We start from the raw sequence: 23982 nt of genomic DNA, 5'->3' as shown, positions 1-23982 counted from the left end.
TTGAGAGTGCCGGGATCTCCGGCGCCCTCGGGCGATCTTGGGGAATCCGCTAATCCTTGACGGCGCCGCCCAGTCCGGAGACCAGACGTCGCTGAACCAGTACGAAGAAGATCAGCACGGGCACGGTCATCACCGTGGAGCCGGCCATGATCCCGCCCCAGTCGTTCTCGTCGGGTTTGAAGAAGACGAGAAGCGCCATGGGGAGTGTCGACTGGGAGGTGTCGCTGATGATGAACGACTTGGCGAAGAGGAAGTCGTTCCAGGTGGAGATGAAGGAGAAGACGCTCGTCGCCACCAGCCCCGGGAACACGAGCGGGAACAGGATCTGCCACAGAAAGCGGGTGCGGCTCGCGCCGTCGATGTACGCGGCCTCCTCCAGCGCCTCCGGTACCGCTTTCACGAAGCCGCGCAGCATCCAGATGGCGAACGGGAGGGAGAAAGCGATATGCGGCAGGATCAGCGACCAGAGCGTATTGAGCTGGCCCATGTCCCGCATCAGGAAGAACAGCGGGATCGTCAGCGCCTCGATCGGCACCATCTGCGCCACGAGGAACATGATGAGCAGCGTCGTACGGAATTTGAACCGGAAGCGGGTCACCGCCGTGGCCGCCAGGAAGGCGATCAGCGCGGAGGCCAGCACCACCGCGCTCGCGACGATGAGGCTGTTCAGGAAGTACCGCCCGAATTCCTGCTGCTCGAAAACGCGGCGGAACGAGTCGAGGGACGGGGAAAGCGTCCAGGGGCGCGCCTCGGTGGACTGGATCTCGCCCGCCGGTTTGAAGGCGGAGAGCACCATCCAGTACAGGGGGAAGGCCACGACGGCCGCGACGACGAGCGCGGACGCCTCGGCGGCCAGCCGCCAGGGGCGGCGGATGCGCAACCGGCTCGCAAGGCTGCTCACAGTTCTTCTCCCTGGCGTCGCATAAGGCGGAGATAGACGAGGGTGACGGCCAGCAGAATCAGCAGCATGACGATGCCGATCGCCGATCCCAGGCTGTACTGAGAAGAGGCGAATGCCTTCTGGTACGCGTACACATTGAGGACGAGATTCTGTCCGGCGATTCCTCCGCCGGCCGTCATCACATAGATCTGGGTGAATACCTTGAAGTCCCAGATGATGGACTGGATGGTGACGACAATCAGAATGGGACGCAGCATCGGGGCGATGATGGAGCGCCAGATCCGCCATTGGGACGCGCCGTCCAGTGAGGCGGCCTCCAGCACCTCGGAGGGGATCGCCTTGATGCCCGCGTACACGGTCACCATCACGAACGGGAACGAGCACCAGACGACTTCGAAGAGGACCAGGGCGAAGGCGCTGTAGCGCCCGTACGTCCAGGAGAAGTCCCCGAGGCCGAGCAGCCGGTTGACCGGGCCGTAGTCCGGGTCGAAGAGGAAGACCCAGACGGTGGAGCCGGTGATGGCGGGGGTCGCCCACGCGCCGAGCGCGGCCAGCATCAGCGCGAGCCGGGGAAGGGCCCGGATGCGGGTCAGCAGGACGGCGAGGGCGCAGCCGACGGCGAGGGTGGAGACGACACAGGCGGCGGCGAAGACGACGGTCGCCGCCAGGACCTGCCAGAACTGGCTGTCGGCGAAGAGTTCCCGGTAGTTGCCGAAGCCCTTGAAGGTGGTGGGTTCGCCGCCGCTGACCTGGGCCTGGGTGTAGTCGAGGAAGGAGATCAGGCCGAGCTGGTAGATGGGGTAGACGAGGAGCGCGGCGAGGACGACGAGTGCCGGCGCGAGGTAGAGCCAGGGCGTCCAGCGGCTGCCCTGGCGTCTCGTTCCCGGTCCGCGACCGCGGCCGGGCTTTTCGGCCGGAGCCGGCGCGGTCTTTCGGGAGACCGCGCCCGGCCCGGCGGCTGTCGCTTGGTGCGTCATGTCGATTCGGCCCGATCAGCCCGCGCTGGAGAAGGCGGCGTCCATCTTCTTCGCCGCGTCGTTCGAGGCGGCGGCGACGTCCTTCTTGCCGCTGACGATCTCCTGGAACATCGTCGGCACGACGGTCGAGGCGTCGATCTGGCCCCAGGCGGCGGAGGCGGGCACGAACTTCGTGTCCGCGTTCAGCGTCTGGACGAACGGCGCCACCAAGGGCTCCTTCTTCGCGACCTCGGCCCGTACGTCGGTGTACGTCGGCAGGAAGCCCATCGCGTCGAAGAGCTTGCGCTGGCTGTCCTTGCTCGTGAACTCCTTCATCAGCTCGACGGCGAGCGTGCGGTGCGAGCTGCTCTTCAGTACGCCGATGTTGTTGCCGCCCGCGAACGCGGGGGCGATCTCGCCTGCCTTCACGCCCGGCAGCGGCATGACGGCGTACTTGCCCTTCACGGCCCCGGCCTCGACCGCCTGGAGGTTGAAGTCGCCGCCGATCGCCATGCCGGCGTTGCCGGCCGCGAAGGCGGTGACGGTCGCGTTGCCGCCCATCGAGGCGCACTTGGCGGCCGGACAGTTGTCGTCGCCGAAGAGGGAGGTGTACGCGCCGATGCCCTTCTGGGCGGCGGCGGAGTTGATGGCGGCCTTGTACTTTCCGCCGCTCTCCTCGGCGATTTCGCCGCCGTTGGCCCAGATGAAGGGCATCGCGCCGTAGGTGTAGGTGCCGCCGACGGCGATGCCGTACAGCTCCGGCTTGGCCTTGCGGATCTTCTTGGCGGTGTCGGCCAGCTCGTTCAGGGTCTTGGGCGGCTGGAGCCCCAGTTCCTTGAACACGTCGGTGCGGTAGTACAGCGCCCGTACGCCGACGAAGTAGGGGGCGCCGTAGACCTTGCCGTCGACGGTGACCGACTGGGTGGCGGTCGGGTCGGTGTCCTTGGCCTCGGCCCAGTCGCCGAACTCCTTGGTGATGTCGGCGAGCCCGCCGTCCTTGACATAGCCCGCGGTGTCGGTGTTGCCGTACTCGATCAGGTCCGGGGCGCTCGCGGGGTCGTTGAAGGCGGCCTTGATGCGCTGGGCGCGGGTGTCGACCGGGATGTACTCGACCTCGACCTTGGCGTCCTTGTTCTTCTTGGTGAACGCGGCGATGGCCTCGTCGACGACCTTCTTCTTCGGGTCGAGGTTCACCTCCTGGAAGAGCCACACCCGCAGGGTTCCGGACTTCTCGTCCTTCGAGGAACTGTTGTCGGACGTCTGGGGCGCGCAGGCGGTGGCGGTGAGCCCGGCCAGGGCCAATGCGGCGATGGGAGCGGCTATGCGGGAGCGGAGCTTCATTGGCGGTCCCTGGGGTCGTCGGGGTGAGTCGGTGCTGCGACGGGCGTCATTGCGATATGCGCAACGTGCGTTTCGTGATGCACAACAGTGTGGAGGCTAGAACGCCGAAAACACGGGGACAAGTGGTCTCAACCACTCTGTGACCGGGCGAAGCACCCTGTGCAACGCCAAGCGGAATGGGCCGGACACGCGAAACGGCCCCCGGAGCGCACGATGCGTGCGCTCCGGGGGCCGTTTCGCGGTCAACCGGAGACCGGTGGGACAGCCGTCTCCGGCTCGGTACTGCTCCGGCCGCGGACTACTTCTTGTCCTTGCCGCCCTTGTCCTTGTCCCCGCCGGGGCCCATGGACTCGTAGATCTCCTTGCACATCGGGCAGACCGGGTACTTCTTGGGGTCGCGCCCCGGCACCCAGACCTTCCCGCACAGTGCGACCACGGGAGTGCCGTCGAGGGCACTCGCCATGATCTTGTCCTTCTGGACGTAGTGGGCGAAGCGCTCGTGATCGCCGTCGCCGTGCGACACCTGCGGCGTCGGCTCTACGAGGGTTCCCGTCCCTGTCCCGCGCTCGGGCTCAAGAGTGCTCATGAACTCCAAGGGTACCCGTGCCGTATGTCACCGCTTCCCAGGCACCCCCGGCTTTCCGCGCGACGGCGTCCGGCGTGGCGCCGCCCGATCGCCGACGGCGCACCCGAGGGCGCGGCGTCGGTCCGCTCCGGCGCCGGAACGCACGGCGGTCCGCGGCCCGTCCGGGACTCAGTTGAGCGAGGGGTCGTCCGGATAGGTCGCGAACATGGCCAGTTCGCTGCGCTGTCTGCGCAGGACGGCCCGCCAGAGGTTCTCCGGCCGGGGCGAGGACACATCGCCGGGCTCGGACTCGACGACGTACCAGGCCCCCTCGTTGAGTTCGTTCTCCAGCTGGCCCGGCCCCCAGCCGGCGTATCCGGCGAAGATGCGCAGGGAGCCCAGCGCCGCGCCGACCAGCTCGGGCGGCGCCTCCAGATCGACCAGGCCGATCGCGCCGTGCACCCGCCGCCAGCCGAGCGGACCCTCGTCGCCGGGGATGACGGCGACGCCGAGCGCCGAGTCGAGGGAGACCGGTCCGCCCTGGAAGACCACACCGGGCTCGCCCGCGAGCGCGGCCCAGGACGCCAGGATGTCGACGACGCCAACGGGCGTGGGCCTGTTGAGGACCACGCCGAGCGTGCCCTCGTCGTCGTGGTCCAACAGCAGGACCACCGCGCGGTCGAAGTTCGGATCCGCGAGGGCTGGGGTGGCGACGAGAAGCCGCCCTGTGAGCGAGGACACCTCGGTCATGCGAGACATGATCCCGCATCTTCACCGTCCGCGGGGGCAGAGCGGGCACAGAGGGTCCCGGTGCAGCTCAGAGCGCCGCCCCTCCCCCACCTCCCGGACGTGACACTCCGTAAAACGGTACGAACCGAGCGTGCTGTACCAGAATCATTACGCTGTTGCACCCTCCCATGCCTTACAAGAAGGGCACTCACGGCCCTTACCCTTTTCTCTGACCCTCTGCCCCCACTCCGGAACGCGAGATTCATGACCGGCACAGACGATGTACTGCTTGTCCACGGAGGAACCCCGCTGGAGGGTGAGATCCGCGTTCGCGGCGCCAAGAATCTGGTGCCGAAGGCGATGGTCGCCGCACTGCTGGGCAGCGAGCCGAGCAGACTGCGCAATGTGCCCGACATCCGTGATGTGCGGGTGGTGCGCGGACTGCTCCAACTGCACGGTGTGACGGTCCGTCCGGGTGAAGAACCCGGTGAACTGGTGCTCGACCCGACGCATGTCGAGAGCGCCAATGTCGCGGACATCGACGCGCACGCGGGTTCCTCCCGCATCCCGATCCTGTTCTGCGGTCCGCTGCTGCACCGGCTGGGGCATGCCTTCATCCCCGGACTCGGCGGCTGTGACATCGGCGGCCGGCCGATCGACTTCCACTTCGATGTGCTGCGCCAGTTCGGCGCGAAGATCGAGAAACGGGAGGACGGCCAGTATCTGGAGGCCCCGCAGCGGCTGCGCGGCTGCAAGATCAGGCTGCCGTACCCCTCGGTGGGCTCCACCGAGCAGGTGCTGCTGACCGCGGTGCTCGCGGAGGGTGTCACCGAGCTGTCCAACGCGGCGGTGGAACCGGAGATCGAGGACCTCATCTGCGTACTGCAGAAGATGGGCGCGATCATCTCCATGGACACCGACCGGACGATCCGGATCACCGGTGTCGACCGGCTCGGCGGTTACACCCACCGGGCGCTCCCGGACCGGCTGGAGGCCGCGTCCTGGGCGTCCGCGGCGCTCGCCACGGAAGGCAACATCTATGTGCGGGGCGCTCAGCAGCGCTCGATGATGACCTTCCTGAACACCTTCCGGAAGGTCGGCGGGGCGTTCGAGATCGAGGACGAGGGCATCCGCTTCTGGCATCCCGGCGGCTCCCTCAACGCGATCGCGCTGGAGACGGACGTCCACCCCGGCTTCCAGACCGACTGGCAGCAGCCGCTGGTGGTGGCGCTGACGCAGGCGGCCGGCCTGTCCATCGTCCACGAGACGGTGTACGAGTCCCGGCTCGGCTTCACCTCGGCGCTCAACCAGATGGGCGCCCACATCCAGCTCTACCGCGAGTGCCTCGGCGGTTCGGACTGCCGCTTCGGTCAGCGCAACTTCCTGCACTCCGCGGTGGTCTCCGGGCCCACGAAGCTCCAGGGCGCGGATCTGGTGATCCCGGACCTCCGGGGCGGGTTCTCGTATCTGATCGCCGCTCTGGCGGCGCAGGGGACGTCGCGGGTGCACGGCATCGACCTGATCAACAGGGGTTACGAGAACTTCATGGACAAGCTCGTCGAACTCGGCGCGAAGGTCGAACTCCCGGGCGCGAAGCTGATCTGACCCCGCGTCTCCTCCGGCTCCGCGTTCCCTCTGGGCCCCGGCTCCTCGCCGGGGCCCTCGCCGTGCCCGGCCCTTCCGGTACCCCGACCCGGATCACAGGGGCCGGGAGCCTCCCGAGGGCTCCCACCGGCCCCGGACGTTCGAGGACACGGCCCGCGCGCCGCCCCCAGCCCGTTCGGGGCCGGTGGGCAGGAAACGGAAGGGCCGTCAGGGCGCGTACGGCGAAGGGCGGCCACCCGGAACAGGGGTGGCCGCCCTCGGCGCGTACTCAGTGCTGTGACGGGAGACGTTCACCGGCGGACGACGCCCGGCACGGCACCTCGCACAAGCTCAAGCGGACTACTTGCCCTTCGCCGCTTCCTTCAGCTTCGAGCCGGCCGAGACCTTCACGCTGTAGCCCGCCGGGATCTGGATCGGGTCGCCGGTCTGCGGGTTACGCGCGGTACGAGCCGCACGGTGGGTGCGCTCGAAGGTCAGGAAGCCGGGGATGGTGACCTTCTCGTCGCCCTTGGCAACAATCTCTCCAACGGTGTCGGCGAGGGCGGCCAGCACGGCGTCGGCGTCCTTGCGGGTCACCTCGGCGCGGTCGGCCAGCGCGGCCACCAGCTCACTGCGGTTCATGTTCTTACTCCCGTGTTTCTTCTTGCCTGTGAGGCGTGAGATCGAAGCCGATGCTGCCAGGGCCCACTGACAGTCCCCTGAACGGGGTCCGCCGTCAGGCCCTCCCTGTCCGGTGGAATCTCCCCAGGGACGCGGGGTCCTCGGAGAAGCATCCTGCCCCCACCAACGGCGGGAACGCCAATCCGGCACACCCTCCAGAGTCACACGAAGAGCGCCACTCCCTCGTCATGGTGACGTTCCGTCCACTCGGCGGGGCTCCCTGGAGTCGGCCGGGCCATGGTCCGCCACCCTAGATCGGTGGCGGGGGCACGGCGACCCGCGACGCGCCGGAGTTCAGCGGGAGGTGGGACCGGTCACAGCCGCTCCGCCGCCTTGGCCGCGTTGCGGACCGCGCCCGCGACCGCGCCCGCGACCTTGTCGTTGAAGACCGACGGGATGATGTAGTTCGGGTTCAGTTCGTCCTCGGTGACGACGTCGGCGAGCGCGGCCGCGGCCGCGAGCATCATCTCCGTGTTGACGGTCCGGGACTGCGCGTCCAGGAGGCCGCGGAAGACGCCGGGGAAGACCAGCACATTGTTGATCTGGTTGGGGAAGTCGGAGCGGCCGGTGGCGACCACCGCGGCCGTCTGACGGGCCACCGCGGGGTCCACCTCGGGGTCCGGATTCGCAAGCGCGAACACGATCGCGCCCTCGGCCATGGCGGAGACGTCCTCGGCGACGAGGAGGTTCGGCGCGGACACGCCGATGAAGACGTCCGCGCCGACGACGGCCTGCTTGAGCGTTCCGGTCACGCCCTCGGGGTTGGTGTTGTCGGCGATCCAGCGCAGCGCGGAATCGGGCGCGGCCTGTGCGAGGTCCTCGCGGTCCGCGTGGACGACACCGTGGATGTCGGCGACGACGGCGTGCTTGACACCGGCCGCGATCAGCAGTTTCAGGATCGCGGTGCCCGCCGCGCCGGCGCCGGACATGACGACCCGGACGTCCGAGACCGCCTTGCCGACGACCCGGAGCGCGTTGGTCAGCGCGGCCAGGACGACGATCGCGGTGCCGTGCTGGTCGTCGTGGAAGACGGGGATGTCGAGGGCCTCGCGCAGCCGGGCCTCGATCTCGAAGCAGCGGGGCGCGGAGATGTCCTCGAGGTTGATCCCGGCGAAGCCGGGTGCGATCGCCTTGACGATCGCGACGATCTCATCGGTGTCCTGGGTGTCCAGGCAGAGCGGCCAGGCGTCGATGCCCGCGAAGCGCTTGAAGAGGGCGGCCTTGCCCTCCATGACGGGCAGCGCGGCCTTGGGGCCGATGTTGCCGAGGCCGAGGACGGCGGAGCCGTCGGTGACCACGGCGACGGAGTTCCGCTTGATGGTGAGGCGGCGCGCGTCCTCGGGGTTCTCGGCGATGGCCATGCAGACCCGCGCCACCCCCGGCGTGTAGATCATCGAGAGGTCGTCGCGGTTGCGGATCGGGTGCTTGGACTGCATCTCGATCTTGCCGCCGAGGTGCATGAGGAACGTACGGTCGGAGACCTTGCCGAGGACGACGCCCTCGATGTCGGCGAGTCCTTCGACGATCTCCTCGGCGTGCGCGGTGGAGGTCGCCGCGATGGTGACGTCGATCCGGAGCTTCTCGTGGCCGGAGGCGGTCACGTCCAGGCCGGTCACGGAGCCGCCGGAGGACTCCACGGCCGTGGTGAGCTGGGAGACCGCGGTTCCGCTCGCGGGCACCTCCAGCCGGACCGTCATCGAGTACGAGACGCTTGGCGCCGTTGCCATGACCGGATCCTCTGCTTTCCCTAGCTGCATCGCTCCGCCGCCGGGCCCTCTGGGTGACAGGCCCGGCAGCGCTATCCGATGGTCGCACCTACCTGCCGGTAGCAGGAGGCAATGGTCTTTTTGGTTTTCGGAAGCTCGTTTCCACCATACGAGATTCACTGGACCAGGCTGCCACCGGGCCTGAACGGGAACAGGTCCGCGCCACCCGAGAGGCGACGCGGACCTGCACCAACGACATCAAGCGGCACCGACCCGCCATGCTCGCCTCGCGGCAAGTGGTCGCTCTAAGCGACGAAGGTTGGGCCCGGGGGCTTGGATCGAGCCGGTGCCAGCACCCAGGCTAACAAACCACTCCGGTCGGTGATTCCCGCGTCACCGGTTGACCCCTCGTCAGACCCGTGACGGGCCGGTGACTCCGTCGGTCCGCTCGCGCAGCAGTTCCGGCACGCCGTCCGCGTCCGGATCGTCACGCCGGTCCGAGACCACCGTCAGCTCCTGGGTCGCCCTGGTCAGCGCCACGTACAGCACCCGCAGCCCGACCGCCGTACCGCCGGAGATCTCCGCCGGGCAGACCACGATCGTCGCGTCGTACTCCAGGCCCTTCGCCTCCAGTGAACCGAGGGCCACCACCCGGTCTCCGAGCCCGTGGAGCCAGCGCGCGGCCTCCTCCCTGCGGCTCATCGCCACCACCACGCCCACCGTGCCGTCCACCCGCTCCAGCAGCCGTTCGGCCTCGGCCCGCACCGTCGGGCCGAGGTCCTGACCGGCGCCGAGATCCTGACCGGCGCCGGAGCCCTGTCCGGAACCCTGACCAGCGCCGGGGCCCTGTCCGGCCCCTTGCGGGCCTCCGGCTCCCCGGTGGCGTACGGCCGTGAAACGCGGCACGACGCCCGTGGAGCGGACCGCCGCCGGGGACTCCATGCCGGGCATGGCCCGGGCGAGCACCCGTGCGGCCAGTTCGGCGATCTCGGCGGGGTTGCGGTAGTTGACGGTGAGCTGGAAGCGGCGGCGCGGACGGCTGCCGAGAGCTTCGTCACGTGCCCCGGCCGCGTCGTCGGGCTCCGGCCACGACGACTGGGCCGGATCGCCGACCACGGTCCAGGTCGCGTGGCGGCCCCGGCGGCCGACCATGCGCCACTGCATCGGCGTCAGATCCTGGGCCTCGTCGACGATGACATGCGCGTACTCGGTGCGCTCGGCCGCCAGCCGCTCCGCGCGCTCGCGCTGCGACTCCGCGCGCTGCGGCATCAGCTCCTCGAGACCGGTGAGCTGGTCCAGCGGGTCGTACTCGCGCTTCTTCTTCGGCCGTGCCGGAGTGCCCAGCAGCGTCTGGAGTTCGTCCAGCAGGGCCACGTCGTGCACGGACAGCGGCCCCTTCCCGTCCGTGCCGAGCCGCCGCAGCGAACGGGCCAGCCGGCGCGTCTCGCCGGGGTTGAGGACCCGCCGCGCCCAGCGCCCGAGCCGCCGCTCGTCGGCCATGGCGACCAGCACCCCGTACGGGGTCAGCTCGGGCCACCAGACGTCCAGGAAGGCGATGAAAGCGTCCTCACCGGTGACGTCCTCGTCGAAGGAGGACCGCAGCTCGGCGGCCAGCTCCGGGTCGGAGTGCCGGTTCACGGCCCCCGACTTCGCCCAGAGGGCGTCCAGCAGCAGCCTGCGGGCACGGGGACGCAGCAGATTCACCGGCGCGGTGCCGCCGAGGACGGTCTGCCGGATACGGTCCAGCTCGCCGGCCTCCAGCTCCAGCCGACGGCCGAACGCCACCACCCGCAGCAGATCGGCACGGACCGCGCCCGGGTCCCCCACCCGCGCCTCGTCTGCCTCATCCTCGTCCTGCTCGTCGAAGGCGAGCTGTCCGACCCGATCCCCGCCGCCTTCCGCCGGGGCCGCGCGCCCTCCGGAAGGCGTTCCTCCGGTCGCGGCAGGCAGTTCCAGCGCGCCCCTGGCCGCCTTCCGGAGCACCTTCAGCATCCGGGACGAGCCCTTGATCCGCGCCACGGCCGGTTCGTCGTACGCCGTGGCCTCCGCGCCGTCCACCAGATGGCCCACGGCTCGGATCGCGACCTGCCCCTCCTCGCCCAGCGAGGGCAGCACACCCTCGGTGTAGGCGACGAGCAGCGGGGTCGGGGAGACGATCAGGATCCCGCCCGCGTACCGCCTGCGGTCCTTGTAGAGCAGATACGCGGCCCGGTGCAGCGCCACCGCGGTCTTCCCGGTGCCCGGTCCGCCCTCGACATAGGTCACGGAGGCGGCGGGCGCCCGGATCACCAGGTCCTGCTCGGCCTGGATGGAGGAGACGATGTCCCGCATGGTGTGGCTGCGGGCCCGTCCGAGCGCGGCCATCAGCGCGCCGTCCCCGATCACCGCCAGTTCGGCGCCGCCGAGGCTCGCGGTCAGCTCGGGGCGCATCAGGTCGTCCTCGACGCCGAGGACGCGGCGGCCCTTGGAGCGGATGACCCGGCGGCGTACCACCCGGCCCGGGTCGACCGGCGTCGAACGGTAGAACGGGGCGGCGGCCGGAGCGCGCCAGTCGATCACCAGGGGCGCGTACTCCTCGTCGAGCACTCCCATCCGGCCGATGTGGAGGGTCTCCGCGATATCGGCGGTGTTGTCGGGGCGTACGGCGTCGTCGGCGGGCTCCACCGAGGTGTACGCGCCGTCCGGGCCCCTGATTCCGTCCTTGCCGGGCAGCAGATCGATGCGGCCGAAGAGGAAGTCCTCGTACTCGCTGTTGAGCCGGTTGAGATGGACACCGGCCCGGAAGACCTGGGCGTCCCGCTCGGCCAGCGCGCCGGGCGTGCCGACCTGGCCGAGTTTCGCGGCGTCGTGCATGAGGAACTCCGCCTCGTGGATCTTCTCCTCCAGACGGACGTACACCTGGTCGAGATGTTCCTGCTCGACAGCGATCTCGCGGTCCCGGACACCATCTCGGGACAGGTCCCGGTCAGCGTCCCGGACAACGGAGACAGCGGACGGGTCGATCGCGTCCACAGCGGCTTCCTGCGCGGCCACCGAGGCCCCCTTCTGACGTGCACTGGGCAGCCGTCAACCGTACGCGAAGGGGGCGAATCTGTCAGGCGGAAGATCGTCGCGTTCAGACGTCGATCTCGACGAGTTTCCTGTTGTCGAACGTACGGACCTCGAAACGGTCGATGTCCCCGCGGTCCATGGCCGCCCCGCCGTGGACGTACAGCGGGTTCTTCGACGCCTCGGTGGGGCCGTCCGGGTTGCCGTAACCCCACTTCGGCACCGCCCAGGAGGTGACGACCTCTTCCTCGCCGGTCTTGGAGACGGCGATGAGGTTGCACTTGAGCGGGCCCTTGACGTTCTTCAGCTCCAGGACGGTGTGGGTGCCGTAGCCCTTCTTCTCCATGCCGACGGTCGCGCTGACCTTGGTCGTCGCGTCCGTGGCGTCGACCTTCTCGTCCATATGGTTGAAGAAGGAGTCCTCGGCCGGCGAGGTGGGGTGCGAGCCCGCCCGGTCGCTGGTCCCGGTGTCGTTCCCGGTGGTCATGAACACGGCGGTGGGACCGCCGATGATCAGGACCGCGGCCGCCGCGACGAGATACATCCCCCGCCTGCGCTTGGTGGCCCGCTTGGCCGCGACCTCGTCGAGGAGGCCGCTGAGCACCTTGGGGCTCGGCGGCGCGGGCACCACGGGAACGGGCCTCGGCGGGGGCACATCAGTCCAGCCGGTGGACCGCGTACCCGGCAGATTGACCACGTTGGAGCCCGGTGGAGCCGCGGCCGGGGCCTCGGCCAGCATGGCCAGCATCGGCTCCATCCCGGAGAACTCGTCGAGGTGGGCCGCACAGATGTCGCATCCCGCGAGATGCGTCTCGAACGCCGATGCCTCGGCGTCGTCGAGAACGCCGAGCACATACGCGCCGACGGCATCGTGGATGGACTCCTGCTCACGCATGGTCATGCTGTGACCCCCCTCTCCTCCAGAGCGAGCTTCATGGAACGGAGTGCGTAGAACACCCGCGACCGCACCGTCCCACTGGGTATGCCGAGCGTCTCCGCTGCCTCATTGACAGTACGCCCCTTGAAATACGTCTCGAGAAGTACTTCCCGGTGAGCGGGGGTCAAATCATCGAGCGCATCTGAGAGCGTCATCAGCCACAACGCCTTGTCGATCTCGTCCTCCGCGGGCATGACCTCCAGCGGCGACGGGTCGACCTCCTGCGGCCGGGCCTGCCGGCTGCGGTGACCGTCGATGACGATGCGCCTTGCGACCGTCACCAGCCAGGGTCGGACAGAGCCGGTTGCTCGGTTGAGCTGACCGGCGTTCTTCCAGGCACGGATGAGCGTTTCCTGAACAACGTCCTCGGCTCGCTGGCGGTCGCCCGCGACGAGACGCAGTACATAAGCGAGCAGAGGTCCCGCATGTTCGCGATAGAGCGCGCGCATGAGTTCCTCATCAGGTACTGAGGAGTCGGTGCGTGGCTTATCGGCGCGATGGCGTGCCCTCTGCGGACGGTCATCGGCCACGGCGGCATCCTTGCGCACCTGAACCTCCCGGTCGAGACCCTGCTTGGCGGCGATTGGTCGGCATACTCGGCTGACTGCTTGTCCCCCATCACTACGGGGACCGCGCTCGCATCACTCAAAGCGGACCGGAAAAACTTCTCAGAACTTCTCGGCCGGGAACAGCGCGCCCCTGCGAGGCCCTTCCGTGGCATGCTTTGTACCAATTCAAGCTGTTCTCACGGAAGTTACGGGTCCGTCAGGCGCGGGCGACGGCCGCCGCCCGGCGCCGGTGACGGGCCACGCGCTCACGGTTTCCGCAGACCTCGCTGGAGCACCAGCGCCGCCGCCGGCCGCGCGAGGTGTCCAAGTACACACGCCGGCAGCTCTCCCCCTCGCACTGCCTCAACCGGGCCCGCGCGAAAGGGTCGGTGAGCAGTTCGACGGCGTCGCGCGCCACGGCCGCGAGGAGTTCGCCGCAATCGGGCGCGGCGGCCAGGGCCCGTACGAGCGTGCCGTTCTCCCCGTCCCGGACGGCCCGGACGGCCGGTGGCGCTCCGGCGGCCAGGGTGTTCACCCGCTCCAGCGCGGATTCGGCCGACCGGCCGTCGATCTCGGCGCGCACCAACTGGCTGAGCAACCCGCGCAGTTCGACGAACCGGTCCGCCCAGTGGCCGTCCACACCGGTCAGCGGGGTGCCCGCCGGGATCAGCCGGGCGCCGAGCAGCCAGCGGCCGAGCTGCCCGGCCCCGGCCAGTGGTTCCGCCGGCCCCGCGCTCCAGGGGACTTCCTCGGTCGCCATCAGGTCCAGGCAGATACGGCCCGAGTCGAACCGCCAGTCGTACGGAGCCGTACCGGTCGCACCAGCCGTCATGCGCCTGTCACCGCCTCAAGGTCACTGCCTCAGGGACAACTGCCGGGTTCCCCCCAAGAGTGCCTGCTCGAACGTGCGACCGGAACCCCTCGTTCTGTCCGTTTCGGCCGCATGCACGGCGGCGCACCCGGCGGCGCACCCGGCAACGCTTGACGGCCCCGGCTGCGGCCGGGACCGTCAAGGGGCCGTCCGCTGCCGCGGATCAGTCGCGGATCAGTCGCGGGCGATGCCCGGCGCGATGTCCTCGTAGCGCTCGACGGGTGCGGCGGTCCGGGCCGAGGCGACGGCGGCGGGCTTGCCGCAGAAGGCCGCCTCCAGCGTGCGCGGCAGGGTGTTCAGCACGGTGCCGTTGTTGGAGGTGTTGGCCACGGCGGTGATGGAGCGCTTGCCGTCCTTCGAAGTGAAGGAGGAGGTGTAGTACCCCTGCACGGTGCCGGTGTGTCCGTACACGGAGACCCCGCAGGACAGATCACGGCGGCGCAGCCCGAGGCCGTACCCCTGGGTGGCGTTCACCGGCGTCCACTGCTGCATCTGCCCCAGCTGCTCGGCGGAGGTCAGCCTTCCGCGCAGCAGGGCGGAGAAGAACGTGTTCAGATCGCGGGTGCTGGAGATGACCGCGCCCGCGCTCTGCGCCCAGGAGACGGTCTGCCGGGTCGAGTCCACCAGCGGCGCTCCGGCCTCGTCGGGCGTCAGATAGCCCTTGGCGTGCCGGCCGGGGACGGCCGTGTCCGGGTGGACGTAGAACGTGTCGCGCAGCCCCAGCGGCTCGATGATCCGCTCGCGGTACTCGGTGCGTACGGGGTTGCCGGTGAGCTTCTCGATGAGCATGCCCGCCACCACGAAGTTGGTGTTGGAGTACGAGTACGCCGATCCGGGCGTGACCGTCAGCGGCCTGGCCAGGGAGAGGTCCACCAGTTCCTGGTAGCTGAAGACCCGGTTCCGTACGGACTCGAAGCCGGGGACCGTCCGGGCGAACATGTCGTTCGTGTAGTCGTACAGACCGCTGCGGTGGCTCAGCAGATGACGGACCGTGATCCGCTCGTCGAGCAGTCCGGGCAGATAGGTGTTGACCGTGGCGTCGAGCTCCAGCGCACCCTCGTCCACGAGTTGCAGCAGCACCACGGAGGAGAAGGACTTGCTGACGCTGCCGACCCGGAAGCGGTCGTCCGCCGTGATGGCACGGCCGGTGGCCCGGTCGCCGATGCCCTCGGCGACCTTGTGGACGCGGCCGCCGGCGCCGTACTCGTCGATGCGCGCCATCGCGCCCGGCGCGCCGTTGGCGAGGGCCGAGCGGAGCGCCGCGCGCACTCCGTCGAGGTCGGGCGCGGGCGTGGCCGCGCGCGGCGCGTGCGACGCGGCGACACCGTCGGCGGCGGCCGGTGCCGCGGTCGCGGCCTGTGCGGGAACTGTCAGGAGCGAGAGCAGGGCCGCGCCGAGCGCCGTGCCTCTGCCCACCATGCCTGAGACCATCTGGTAGTTCTCCCGATTCCGATTCTGTGGGGGGCCGTGCCGCGGGTGCGGACGACGGCACCACCTATACGCGCGGGAACCGGGGGCGGGTTGCATTCGCGAGGGTGAACTCCCGGCGCAGACCGGCCAGCGGGAGACGACCCGGCCGGGGCGAGGCGGAGCAGGGCGAGGCGAGGCCGGGCGGACATGACGAAGGCGAGGCCGTCCGCGCATCGCGCTGACATGCCTCGCCTGTCGTCTCGTGGAGATGGCGGGAATCGAACCCGCGTCCAACGGTGCGGAATCAGGACTTCTCCGAGCGCAGTCCGCTGCGATTTTCTCGGCCCCGGAGATCACGCGGACAAGTCTCCGACGGGCTCAGTCACTGTTTGGTTTCCCTCTACGCCCCGCGACCGGGCTTAGAGGTTTAGTTCCCTAGCTGACGTCAGGAACCGGGTCGGGAACAGCCCCGGGCTGACGCTCCTCAGTGAAGGTTCGTCTCTACTGCCTGATCAGGCAGCGAGGGCGAAGGCTTCGGGAGTATCGCGCTTGGAATTGGCGATTATTGTTTGCGACATATGGTTTACGAGATCATTGCCGCTTCCTCGGCTCGCTTCTCCTGCTTCGACATCCGCTGTCGAAACCGATCATCCCCATGTTGATTTTTCAAGGTTGTGTCCCTCCGAGGAGGAACAACGCCATCGTACGTGACCAACGCACCCGCGTGCCAGCGCATTCCCCACCGGCCCGCCGGGGAGAGCGCGCGGCGGCGGGATCGGCGGAGCCGAAGGCCGGGGGCGGCGCGGGGGCGGGTGCTACGCGCGCTCGCGCCTCCGTACCGCCGACATCACCCGGTCCGCCTCACGGCGGTCCTGGCGCTCACGCAGGGTCTGCCGCTTGTCGTACTCCTTCTTGCCCTTCGCCAGCGCGATCTCGACCTTGGCCCGGCCGTCCTTGAAGTACAGGGCGAGGGGCACGATGGTGTGGCCGGTCTCCTGGGTCTTGGACTCCAGCTTGTCGATCTCCGCGCGGTGCATCAGCAGCTTCCGCTTGCGCCGCGCGCTGTGGTTGGTCCAGGTGCCCTGGGTGTACTCGGGCACGTGGACGTTGTGCAGCCATGCCTCGTGGCCGTCGATCTGGACGAACCCGTCCACCAGCGAGGCCCGTCCCTGGCGCAGCGACTTCACCTCGGTGCCGGTCAGGACGAGACCGCACTCGTAGGTGTCGATGATCTGGTAGTCGTGCCGCGCCTTCTTGTTCTGCGCGATCAGCTTGCGCCCTTTTTCCTTAGCCATAGTGTGCTCATTTTCGCACTACGACCCCGTACCGAGGCCACTCAATACCGTCTGGGCCCGTTTCTGGGCGCCTTCGCCGGGTGCGGCGAGATCGGGGGTGATGCCTTCGCCGTCGACGTTGTGGCCGGCGGGGGTGCGGTAGTGCCCGACGGTCAGCTCGGCGACCGAGCCGCCGGGCAGCTTGCTCGGCATCTGAACCGAGCCCTTGCCGAAGGTGCGGGAGCCGACGGTGACCGCCCGGCCACGGTCCTTGAGGGCTCCGGTGACGAGTTCGGCCGCGCTCATGGTGCCGCCGTCGACGAGTGCGACCACGGGTCTGTCCGTGTCGCCGCCCGGCTCGGCGTACAGGGCGGTCTGCTCGCCGTCCATGTCGTACGTGGCGATCAGACCGCCGTCGAGGAAGGCCGAGGCGGTGGTGACCGCCTCGGTGACCAGGCCGCCGCTGTTGCCCCGCAGGTCGAGGAGGAATCCGGCCCCGTCGGGGGCGGAGTCGACGGCCTCGCGCACCCGCTCGCCGGAGCCCCTGGTGAAGGAGGCGATCCTGATCATGACGGCCCCGCCGTCGAGACGCTCGACGGTGACGGACTCGGTGGCCAGCGTCGTACGGGTCACGGTCTCGGTCCAGACGCGGCCGCGGCGCTCCAGGCCCAGGGCCACGCTCGTACGCTCGTTGCCGCGCAGCAGCGCCACGACCTCGGTGACGGGCCGGTCGTCGACGGTGCGGCCGTCGACCGCGCGCAGCCGGTCGCCCGCCTTGATGCCCGCCTTGTCGGCGGGGCCGCCGGGCTGGACCCGGGAGACCTCGACATGGCCGTCGTCGGAGCGGCGTGCCCACAGGCCGACGCCCGTGTACTCGCCGTCGAGGGACTGCTGGAACCGCCGGTACTCGGCCCTGTCGTAGACGGCGCCCCAGCGGTCGCCGCTGCGGCTGACGACCTCCTCGGCCGCCTTCGTGCCCGATTTGCCCGCCGCCACGGCTTCGGCGGCGGCACGGGCCACATCGTCGCGGTCGACGGCCTGGGCGGCCGGACGGGCGGCGATGGGGCGCGGCTCGGCGTCGGGCTCGTGCGGCAGTACGTCGGTGGCCGCCGCGGCGGCGAGGACGGAGGCGAAAACCAATGTCAGGGCCGCCCCGCGGCGAATGCGGCGGGGCGAAGGACGGTAATCCGAGCCCGGCATGGCGTTGAGTCTAGGACAAGCCAACGGCGCCGTACGTCTGTTGCCCGTACGACGCCAGGGGCGGATGTCACACCTTGAGGTACTTGCGCAAGGCGATGAAAGCGGCAAGGGCGGGCATCAGCAGACCGATCGCGAGGACCAGCGGAAGCTTGGTGACGACCGCGTCCCAGCCGATGAAATTGACCAGCTGCATCTTGTCGGCGAGGGCGAGTCCGTGGTCGATCAGGAAGTACCGGCCGACGAGGAGCAGTCCGGCGGCGACGACGCCGCCGAGCAGACCGGCGAAGGCGGCCTCCATGATGAACGGCATCTGGATGTAGAAGCTGGACGCCCCCACCAGCCGCATGATTCCGGTCTCACGCCTGCGGCTGAACGCCGAGACCCGCACGGTGTTGACGATCAGCATCAGCGCGATCACGAGCATCAGACCCATCACGAAGAGGGCGGCGATGTTCATGCCGTTCATCAGATCGAAGAGGTTCTGCAGGATGTTCCGCTGGTCCTGTACGGACTGGACGCCCGCCCGGCCGGCGAAGGCGGTCGCGACCACCTGGTACTTCTCCGGATCGTCGAGCTTGACCCGGAACGACTCCTGCATCTGGTCCGGCGTGATGGTGGCGGCGATCGGGGTGTCGCCGTACTGGTCCTTGTAGTGCTTGTACGCCTCTTCGGCCGTCTCGTGGTGGACCTTCTCCACCACGGCCATCTTCTCCAGGTCGGTCTCGATCTGCTTCTTCTGCTCGGACGTGACCGCGCCCTTGGCGCACTGGGCGGAGGTCGTCGCGTCGTTCTTGTTGCAGAGGAAGATCGAGACGTTGACCTTGTCGTACCAGAAGTCCTTCATGGTGCTGACCTGCTCACGCATGAGCAGCGCGCCGCCGAAGAGAGCGAGCGAGAGGGCCACGGAGACGATGACGGCGAAGGTCATCGTGAGATTGCGGCGGAGACCTACACCGATCTCCGACAGTACGAACTGGGCGCGCATCGCGTGCGTTCAGCCTTTCTTCCCGTAGCCGCTCAGTGCTGGTATCCGTAGACGCCTCGGGCCTGGTCGCGTACGAGACGGCCGCCCTCCAGCTCGATGACACGCTTGCGCATCTGGTCGACGATGTTCTGATCGTGGGTCGCCATCACGACGGTCGTACCCGTCCGGTTGATCCGGTCGAGCAGCTTCATGATGCCGACGGAGGTCTGGGGGTCGAGGTTGCCCGTGGGCTCGTCGGCGATCAGCAGCATGGGCCGGTTGACGAAGGCCCGTGCGATCGCGACGCGCTGCTGCTCACCGCCGGACAGCTCACCGGGCATCCGGCTCTCCTTGCCGCCCAGGCCGACGAGGTCGAGGACCTGCGGAACGGCCTTGCGGATCTCGCCGCGGGGCTTGCCGATGACCTCCTGGGCGAAGGCCACGTTCTCCGCCACGGTCTTGTTGGGCAGCAGCCGGAAGTCCTGGAAGACGGTTCCCAGCTGGCGGCGCATATGCGGGACCTTCCAGTTGGAGAGCCGGGCCAGGTCCTTGCCGAGCACGTGGACGTAGCCGTGGCTGGTGCGCTCCTCGCGGAGGATCAGCCTCAGGAAAGTCGACTTGCCGGAACCGGACGAGCCCACCAGGAAGACGAACTCACCCTTCTCGATCTCCAGGGAGACGTCGCGGAGGGCGGGGCGGTTCTGCTTGGGGTAGGTCTTGGAGACATTGTCGAATCGGATCACGGATGCACCAAGGTCGGCCGGGGGTATTGGGTGTGCGTGACACTACGCGAATGCGGCTGCGGGATGCAGGAGTCGGCCTGGGTTGCGTAGTTTGTCATGGCATTTGCGCGTCACGGAACGGATGCGATCCTGCGGGGCGCGCCGAAAGGCGCGGGAGCTGGCACAGTGGTAGGGAACTGTCGCGTTTTCTTGAGCGTTGTACCGAGTGAACTGTGCTGACGGTCCGCGGGTGCGGCTCCGGCGCGGGAGGAGGAGAGCGCATGACCTACGACCGACTGGTATGCGCCAACTGCGCGGCCCCGGTCAACGAGGGCCGCTGCCAGGTGTGCCGCGCGAACCGTGAGCGGCTGCAGCAGGACGGGTTCTTCGCGGGTCTGACCCCGGCGGCTCTGGTGACGCTGCTGGTGATGCTGATAGGAGCCCTGGCGGTGCTGGCCGCTGTCCGGGCGGTGTGACGAGCACCACCCGTACGGGGTGGACGTGTCGTACGACTACCCGTATGACTACCACCCGGACGGTGTGACGAGTACCACCTGATGGGGGGCGCGTATCGCCCGCTTCGGGCTGCTTCACGCGAGCCTGATTCACACGGAAGAGGGTCCGGGGTGTCGTGCCACACCCCGGACCCTCTCCTATGGCCGTACTACCTGCTGTATGCCGAAGTACCTGGCGTACGCCACCGAGCGCTACGAACCGTTGCGCTGTGTTATTCGGGGGCGTCGGTGCGGTCGTCTCGGCCGCTTCGGACGTTTCTGACGTCTCAGACGGCGGTGCGGTTGCCGCCGACGAGGCGGGGCAGCATCCGGAACCCGATACCACCGGCGATCATGGTCGCGGCGCCGATCAGGAGGAACGTGGTCTCCATCGCACCGGTCTCGGCCAGCTCTTCCTTGGCCTCGCCCTGTTCGACGGGCTGAGAGCCGACGTTGTTGGTGTCGGTGTTGTCGCCGCCACCACCGTTCCCGCCGTTCCCACCGTTGCCGCTGGCGTTGCCGCCATTCCCACCGTTGCCGTTGCCGCCGTTGCCGTTGCCGCCGTCATCGTTGCCGTTGCCGCCCTGCTGGCCGCCGGCCTGCTGGCCTCCGACTTGCTGGCCGCCGCCTGCGGGGTTGGTGCCGCCCGCAGGGTTGGTGCCACCGGCGGGGTTCGTACCACCGGCAGGGTTGGTGCCACCCGCAGGGTTCGTACCACCGGCGGGGTTCGTACCACCGGCAGGGTTGGTCCCACCGGCGGGGTTCGTACCACCGGCAGGGTTGGTCCCACCCGCAGGGTTCGTACCACCGGCGGGGTTCGTACCACCGGCAGGGTTGGTGCCACCCGCAGGGTTCGTACCACCGGCAGGGTTGGTCCCACCGGCAGGGTTCGTACCACCGGCAGGGTCGGTGCCACCGGCGGGGTTCGTACCGCCCGCAGGGTCGGTGCCACCGGCAGGGTTCGTACCACCGGCAGGGTCGGTACCGCCCGCAGGGTTGGTCCCACCGGCGGGGTCGGTGCCGGCGATGACGCCGCCGGCAGGCTCATCGGGGACGTTATTGGTTTGGGACTCGACGGTGAGGGGCCCATTGAAAGCCGACGCCGCACCCGCGACTGTCAGCGACGCACCGGCAGCGATCACCGCGCCCGCGGCGACTCGCGCCACACGGATTCGCGTCTTCTTGGTCATCTAGCTGCTACCCCCAGTAGCTATGTCTTGATCTCAACCGGGTTCCGGAAGGGCTGTCTCGGGGGACTCTCACCCCGCTCGCTCACACTCCGGAAACACGCATGTCGCGCGCCACCCTTCCCAGTTTCCCGGGACCCGTCAAGCGCGTTGCGCGAACGATGTCCGGTATCAGGCAAGTTGACTCACCAGGGGCGATGCAACTGTGACACAGAAGGCAGTTGAGCGCCCCCAAGTACCGATTGCCATGTCGACAAGGCGAGTTGAAGCAGTCGTACTCAACGCGCGGACCTCGCCCGAACCGAACGAGGCGCCGAACCCGCTGAAGGGTCCGGCGCCTCGTTCTCAGCTCATGAGCGGAATCACTTCTCCTGGCGCTTGCGCCAGCGGATGCCCGCTTCGAGGAAACCGTCGATCTCGCCGTCGAGCACCGACTGAGGGTTGCCGACCTCGAACTCCGTACGCAGATCCTTGACCATCTGGTACGGGTGGAGGACATACGAACGCATCTGGTTGCCCCAGGAATTGCCGCCGTCGCCCTTGAGGGCGTCCATCTTGGCCTGCTCCTCCTGGCGGCGGCGCTCAAGGAGCTTGGCCTGGAGGACGTTCATCGCGCTCGCCTTGTTCTGGATCTGGGAGCGCTCGTTCTGGCAGGAGACGACGATGCCGGTGGGGATGTGGGTGATGCGGACCGCGGAGTCCGTCGTGTTGACACCCTGGCCGCCGGGGCCGGAGGCGCGGTAGACGTCCACCCGCAGCTCGGCCTCGTCGATCTCGACGTGATCGCTCTGCTCGACGACGGGCAGCACCTCGACCCCGGCGAAGGAGGTCTGGCGGCGGCCCTGGTTGTCGAAGGGTGAGATGCGCACCAGCCGGTGCGTGCCCTGTTCGACCGAGAGGGTGCCGTAGGCGTACGGGGCCTTCACGACGAAAGTGGTCGACTTGATGCCGGCTTCCTCGGCGTACGAGGTCTCGTAGACCTCGGTGGAGTAGCCATGGCGCTCGGCCCAGCGCAGATACATCCGCTGGAGACGCTCGGCGAAGTCGGAGGCGTCCACACCGCCCGCCTCGGCGCGGATGTTCACCAGCGCTTCGCGCTCGTCGTACTCGCCGGACAGGAGGGTGCGCACCTCCATCTCGTCCAGCGCCTTGCGGACCGAGATCAGCTCGGACTCCGCCTCGGCGAGCGTGTCCGCGTCGTCCTCGGCCTCGGCCAGCTCGAAGAGCACGGAGAGATCGTCGATCCGGCCGCGGAGCGCCTCGGTCTTGCGCAGCTCCGCCTGGAGATGCGAGAGCTTGCTGGTGATCTTCTGCGCCGCCTCCGGGTCGTCCCACAGAGACGGGGCCGCGGCCTGCTCTTCGAGCACGGCGATGTCTGCCCTCATCCTGTCGAGGTCCAGGACGGCCTCGATCGACCCCATGGTCGAGGAGAGGGACTTCAGCTCTTCGGATACATCGACGACTGCCACGGGTCCAGCGTAACGGCTGGGCATGGGACTCCGGCCCGCCGGGTTTCCCGGGGCCCCGCGAGCACCCGGAAACCCGGCGGTCAGGGGCCTGGGCTCTTCCGTTACGGCTCGGCCGACTGCTTGGGGTCGCTCGGCGGCGGATCGGCGTCGTCGCCGGTCGTGGCCAGCCAGCCGCCGACGGCGATCACCGCGGCGGCGAGGAGCGCGGCGAGGGCTCTGCGGAACCTGATGGACCGCTTGGCCGACGTGCCGGACCCGGCGGGGCTCCCGGACTTCGCGGACTTCCCGGACTTGTTGCGAGCCGATCCGGGGCGGCGCTGGCCGGGGGCCCGGGGCGCGCGGGCGGTGCCGTGCGCTCCGCCCGCGAGTTCGTCCGGGGCCGGGACGCGCATCGAGGTGTGGGTGTCGCGGTTGGAGTCGGCGGGGGCGGCACCCGGGACGAGCGGGACCGCGCCCCGGCGGCGGACCTCTCCGGCGGGCGCGGGCGCGATCTCCTCGTAGGGCTCCGCCGGTGGTTCGACGTCGGGTTCGTCGACGTCCAGGGGCGGCATGCCCGCCAGCATCGGTTGCAGCTCGCGGAGGCGGGAGGCCAGCTCGGAGGCGCGGAGCCGGGAGGCCGGGGCCTTGGCCAGGCACTGGACGATCAGCTGCCACAGCTCGTCGGGGATGCCCGGCAGGGGAACCACGGTCTCGGTGACATGGCGGCGCAGCACCGCGCCGGGGTGGCCGCCGCCGAAGGGGGTGAACCCCGCGAGCAGCTCGTACAGGACGGTGGCGAGGGCGTAGATGTCGACGGCGGCACGGGGCGGCAGGCCCTCGACGATCTCGGGGGCCAGATAGTCCGGGGTGCCGATGATGCGGGTCGTCTTGGTGCGACGCGGGGTGTCGATCAGTTTGGCGACGCCGAAGTCGGTCAGCAGCGCCGGGTGCGCTCCGGCGGGGCCGAGAGGGCCCTCCATGTCGAGCAGGATGTTCTCCGGCTTGACATCGCGGTGGACCACCCCGGCGGCGTGGGCCGCGGCCAGGGCATCGGCGACGTCGGCGGTGATCGCGACCGCGGCCTCGGGGGCGAGCCTGCGTTCCCGGTCGAGGCGGGTACGCAGATCCGTGCCGCGTACGAGGTCCATGACGAGCGCGAGGTCGTTCCCGTCGACGACGAGGTCGCGGACGGCGACCACTCGCGGGTGGTCGAGTCCGAGCAGGGCGGTGCGCTCCTGGACGAAGCGTCCGACCAGTTCCTGGTCGGAGGCGAGGTCCTCGCGCAACAGCTTGATGGCGACGGGCCCGTCGGGGCCCTCGCCGGCCCACACCGTGCCGGCGCTTCCCCGCCCGAGGATCTGATGGGCCGTGTACCGGCTGCCGATATTCCGTGCCAAGACTGCTCCCTCAGCGGCT

21 protein-coding genes and 1 other RNA gene are annotated in these 23982 nt (G+C 69.2%); 2 read left to right on the top strand and 20 right to left on the bottom strand.

Annotation, left to right across the window (positions count from 1 at the left end):
• Positions 1 to 49: 49 nt before the first annotated feature.
• The 5 genes from ACWEFL_RS13755 to ACWEFL_RS13735 all read right to left on the bottom strand — a co-directional run bounded on the left by ACWEFL_RS13755 (position 50) and on the right by ACWEFL_RS13735 (position 4513).
• Positions 50 to 901 carry a carbohydrate ABC transporter permease gene (locus ACWEFL_RS13755; protein WP_451711274.1) on the bottom strand — a complete coding sequence of 284 codons (852 nt, stop codon included), beginning with the start codon at positions 899 to 901 and terminating at the stop codon, positions 50 to 52.
• Positions 898 to 1878, bottom strand: a complete 981-nt coding sequence (locus ACWEFL_RS13750; protein ID WP_451711272.1) for a carbohydrate ABC transporter permease — start codon at positions 1876 to 1878, stop codon at positions 898 to 900. The genes ACWEFL_RS13755 and ACWEFL_RS13750 overlap by 4 nt, the downstream gene beginning before the upstream one ends.
• A gap of 15 nt (positions 1879 to 1893) precedes the next feature.
• A complete protein-coding gene (locus ACWEFL_RS13745) occupies positions 1894 to 3198 on the bottom strand; it encodes an extracellular solute-binding protein (protein WP_451711271.1) in 1305 nt (434 codons plus the stop codon).
• Between the two features lie 298 nt (positions 3199 to 3496).
• Complete coding sequence (locus ACWEFL_RS13740) at positions 3497 to 3784, bottom strand: DUF3039 domain-containing protein (protein WP_451711269.1); 288 nt, start codon at positions 3782 to 3784, stop codon at positions 3497 to 3499.
• A gap of 168 nt (positions 3785 to 3952) precedes the next feature.
• Positions 3953 to 4513, bottom strand: coding sequence for a YqgE/AlgH family protein (locus ACWEFL_RS13735; RefSeq protein WP_451711613.1), 561 nt, complete (start codon positions 4511 to 4513; stop codon positions 3953 to 3955).
• 243 nt (positions 4514 to 4756) lie between these two features.
• On the opposite strand from ACWEFL_RS13735, the gene murA reads away from it, so the two are divergent.
• Positions 4757 to 6097: a UDP-N-acetylglucosamine 1-carboxyvinyltransferase gene (gene murA / locus ACWEFL_RS13730; RefSeq protein ID WP_451711267.1), complete on the top strand. Its 1341-nt coding sequence runs from the start codon at positions 4757 to 4759 to the stop codon at positions 6095 to 6097.
• Positions 6098 to 6436: 339 nt separating this feature from the next.
• Here murA and ACWEFL_RS13725 read toward each other — a convergent pair whose 3' ends face one another.
• The 12 genes from ACWEFL_RS13725 to ftsE form a co-directional block, all read right to left on the bottom strand.
• Positions 6437 to 6718, bottom strand: a complete 282-nt coding sequence (locus ACWEFL_RS13725; RefSeq protein ID WP_451711265.1) for an HU family DNA-binding protein — start codon at positions 6716 to 6718, stop codon at positions 6437 to 6439.
• 353 nt (positions 6719 to 7071) lie between these two features.
• Entirely contained in the window at positions 7072 to 8484 is a 1413-nt protein-coding gene (locus ACWEFL_RS13720; protein ID WP_451711263.1) for a malic enzyme-like NAD(P)-binding protein, read from the bottom strand.
• A gap of 390 nt (positions 8485 to 8874) precedes the next feature.
• Positions 8875 to 11496, bottom strand: a complete 2622-nt coding sequence (locus ACWEFL_RS13715) for a HelD family protein (RefSeq protein ID WP_451711262.1) — start codon at positions 11494 to 11496, stop codon at positions 8875 to 8877.
• Between the two features lie 82 nt (positions 11497 to 11578).
• Positions 11579 to 12412, bottom strand: a complete 834-nt coding sequence (locus ACWEFL_RS13710; RefSeq protein ID WP_451711261.1) for an anti-sigma factor family protein — start codon at positions 12410 to 12412, stop codon at positions 11579 to 11581.
• Positions 12409 to 12996 (bottom strand): sigma-70 family RNA polymerase sigma factor, encoded by a 588-nt coding sequence (locus tag ACWEFL_RS13705; protein ID WP_451711260.1) that lies wholly within the window; start codon positions 12994 to 12996, stop codon positions 12409 to 12411. Before ACWEFL_RS13705 ends, ACWEFL_RS13710 begins: the two co-directional genes overlap by 4 nt.
• A gap of 217 nt (positions 12997 to 13213) precedes the next feature.
• Entirely contained in the window at positions 13214 to 13828 is a 615-nt protein-coding gene (locus tag ACWEFL_RS13700; protein ID WP_451711258.1) for a CGNR zinc finger domain-containing protein, read from the bottom strand.
• A gap of 213 nt (positions 13829 to 14041) precedes the next feature.
• Positions 14042 to 15298 carry a serine hydrolase domain-containing protein gene (locus tag ACWEFL_RS13695; protein WP_451711256.1) on the bottom strand — a complete coding sequence of 419 codons (1257 nt, stop codon included), beginning with the start codon at positions 15296 to 15298 and terminating at the stop codon, positions 14042 to 14044.
• Positions 15299 to 15537: 239 nt separating this feature from the next.
• Positions 15538 to 15932: a transfer-messenger RNA gene (ssrA, locus tag ACWEFL_RS13690) on the bottom strand.
• 160 nt (positions 15933 to 16092) lie between these two features.
• On the bottom strand, positions 16093 to 16572 hold the full coding sequence (smpB, locus tag ACWEFL_RS13685; protein WP_451711254.1) for an SsrA-binding protein SmpB: 480 nt from the start codon (positions 16570 to 16572) through the stop codon (positions 16093 to 16095).
• 18 nt (positions 16573 to 16590) lie between these two features.
• The gene (locus tag ACWEFL_RS13680) at positions 16591 to 17751 is read right to left on the bottom strand and encodes a S41 family peptidase (RefSeq protein WP_451711252.1); all 1161 of its coding nucleotides are present in this window, start codon (positions 17749 to 17751) and stop codon (positions 16591 to 16593) included.
• A 67-nt stretch (positions 17752 to 17818) separates the two neighbouring features.
• Entirely contained in the window at positions 17819 to 18736 is a 918-nt protein-coding gene (ftsX, locus tag ACWEFL_RS13675; RefSeq protein WP_451711250.1) for a permease-like cell division protein FtsX, read from the bottom strand.
• 32 nt (positions 18737 to 18768) lie between these two features.
• Complete coding sequence (ftsE, locus tag ACWEFL_RS13670) at positions 18769 to 19458, bottom strand: cell division ATP-binding protein FtsE (RefSeq protein WP_451711249.1); 690 nt, start codon at positions 19456 to 19458, stop codon at positions 18769 to 18771.
• Between the two features lie 260 nt (positions 19459 to 19718).
• Between ftsE and ACWEFL_RS13665 the strand changes: the two genes are divergently transcribed.
• On the top strand, positions 19719 to 19913 hold the full coding sequence (locus ACWEFL_RS13665) for a hypothetical protein (protein ID WP_451711247.1): 195 nt from the start codon (positions 19719 to 19721) through the stop codon (positions 19911 to 19913).
• Positions 19914 to 20218: 305 nt separating this feature from the next.
• Here the strand turns inward: ACWEFL_RS13665 and ACWEFL_RS13660 are convergent, their stop codons facing one another.
• The 3 genes from ACWEFL_RS13660 to ACWEFL_RS13650 form a co-directional block, all read right to left on the bottom strand.
• A complete protein-coding gene (locus ACWEFL_RS13660; RefSeq protein ID WP_451711246.1) occupies positions 20219 to 21121 on the bottom strand; it encodes a hypothetical protein in 903 nt (300 codons plus the stop codon).
• A gap of 359 nt (positions 21122 to 21480) precedes the next feature.
• Positions 21481 to 22587 (bottom strand): peptide chain release factor 2, encoded by a 1107-nt coding sequence (gene prfB / locus ACWEFL_RS13655; RefSeq protein WP_451711244.1) that lies wholly within the window; start codon positions 22585 to 22587, stop codon positions 21481 to 21483.
• A 101-nt stretch (positions 22588 to 22688) separates the two neighbouring features.
• Positions 22689 to 23963: a serine/threonine-protein kinase gene (locus ACWEFL_RS13650; RefSeq protein ID WP_451711242.1), complete on the bottom strand. Its 1275-nt coding sequence runs from the start codon at positions 23961 to 23963 to the stop codon at positions 22689 to 22691.
• Positions 23964 to 23982: the final 19 nt, after the last annotated feature.

It is taken from the genome of Streptomyces sp. NPDC004838, from assembly GCF_053600955.1.
This window is presented reverse-complemented; position numbering and strand designations above follow the sequence as displayed.

What these genes read in the sequence shown, in the direction of transcription:
- ACWEFL_RS13750 (WP_451711272.1), bottom strand. Translation starts at nt 1,878, where the DNA reads ATGACGCACCAAGCGACAGCCGCCGGGCCGGGCGCGGTCTCCCGAAAG.
- ACWEFL_RS13680 (WP_451711252.1), bottom strand. Translation starts at nt 17,751, where the DNA reads ATGCCGGGCTCGGATTACCGTCCTTCGCCCCGCCGCATTCGCCGCGGG.
- ACWEFL_RS13735 (WP_451711613.1), bottom strand. Translation starts at nt 4,513, where the DNA reads ATGACCGAGGTGTCCTCGCTCACAGGGCGGCTTCTCGTCGCCACCCCA.
- ACWEFL_RS13700 (WP_451711258.1), bottom strand. Translation starts at nt 13,828, where the DNA reads ATGACGGCTGGTGCGACCGGTACGGCTCCGTACGACTGGCGGTTCGAC.
- ACWEFL_RS13745 (WP_451711271.1), bottom strand. Translation starts at nt 3,198, where the DNA reads ATGAAGCTCCGCTCCCGCATAGCCGCTCCCATCGCCGCATTGGCCCTG.
- smpB (WP_451711254.1), bottom strand. Translation starts at nt 16,572, where the DNA reads ATGGCTAAGGAAAAAGGGCGCAAGCTGATCGCGCAGAACAAGAAGGCG.
- ACWEFL_RS13665 (WP_451711247.1), top strand. Translation starts at nt 19,719, where the DNA reads ATGACCTACGACCGACTGGTATGCGCCAACTGCGCGGCCCCGGTCAAC.
- murA (WP_451711267.1), top strand. Translation starts at nt 4,757, where the DNA reads ATGACCGGCACAGACGATGTACTGCTTGTCCACGGAGGAACCCCGCTG.
- ACWEFL_RS13695 (WP_451711256.1), bottom strand. Translation starts at nt 15,298, where the DNA reads ATGGTCTCAGGCATGGTGGGCAGAGGCACGGCGCTCGGCGCGGCCCTG.
- ACWEFL_RS13660 (WP_451711246.1), bottom strand. Translation starts at nt 21,121, where the DNA reads ATGACCAAGAAGACGCGAATCCGTGTGGCGCGAGTCGCCGCGGGCGCG.
- ACWEFL_RS13720 (WP_451711263.1), bottom strand. Translation starts at nt 8,484, where the DNA reads ATGGCAACGGCGCCAAGCGTCTCGTACTCGATGACGGTCCGGCTGGAG.
- ftsX (WP_451711250.1), bottom strand. Translation starts at nt 18,736, where the DNA reads ATGCGCGCCCAGTTCGTACTGTCGGAGATCGGTGTAGGTCTCCGCCGC.
- ACWEFL_RS13710 (WP_451711261.1), bottom strand. Translation starts at nt 12,412, where the DNA reads ATGACCATGCGTGAGCAGGAGTCCATCCACGATGCCGTCGGCGCGTAT.
- ACWEFL_RS13725 (WP_451711265.1), bottom strand. Translation starts at nt 6,718, where the DNA reads ATGAACCGCAGTGAGCTGGTGGCCGCGCTGGCCGACCGCGCCGAGGTG.
- ACWEFL_RS13740 (WP_451711269.1), bottom strand. Translation starts at nt 3,784, where the DNA reads ATGAGCACTCTTGAGCCCGAGCGCGGGACAGGGACGGGAACCCTCGTA.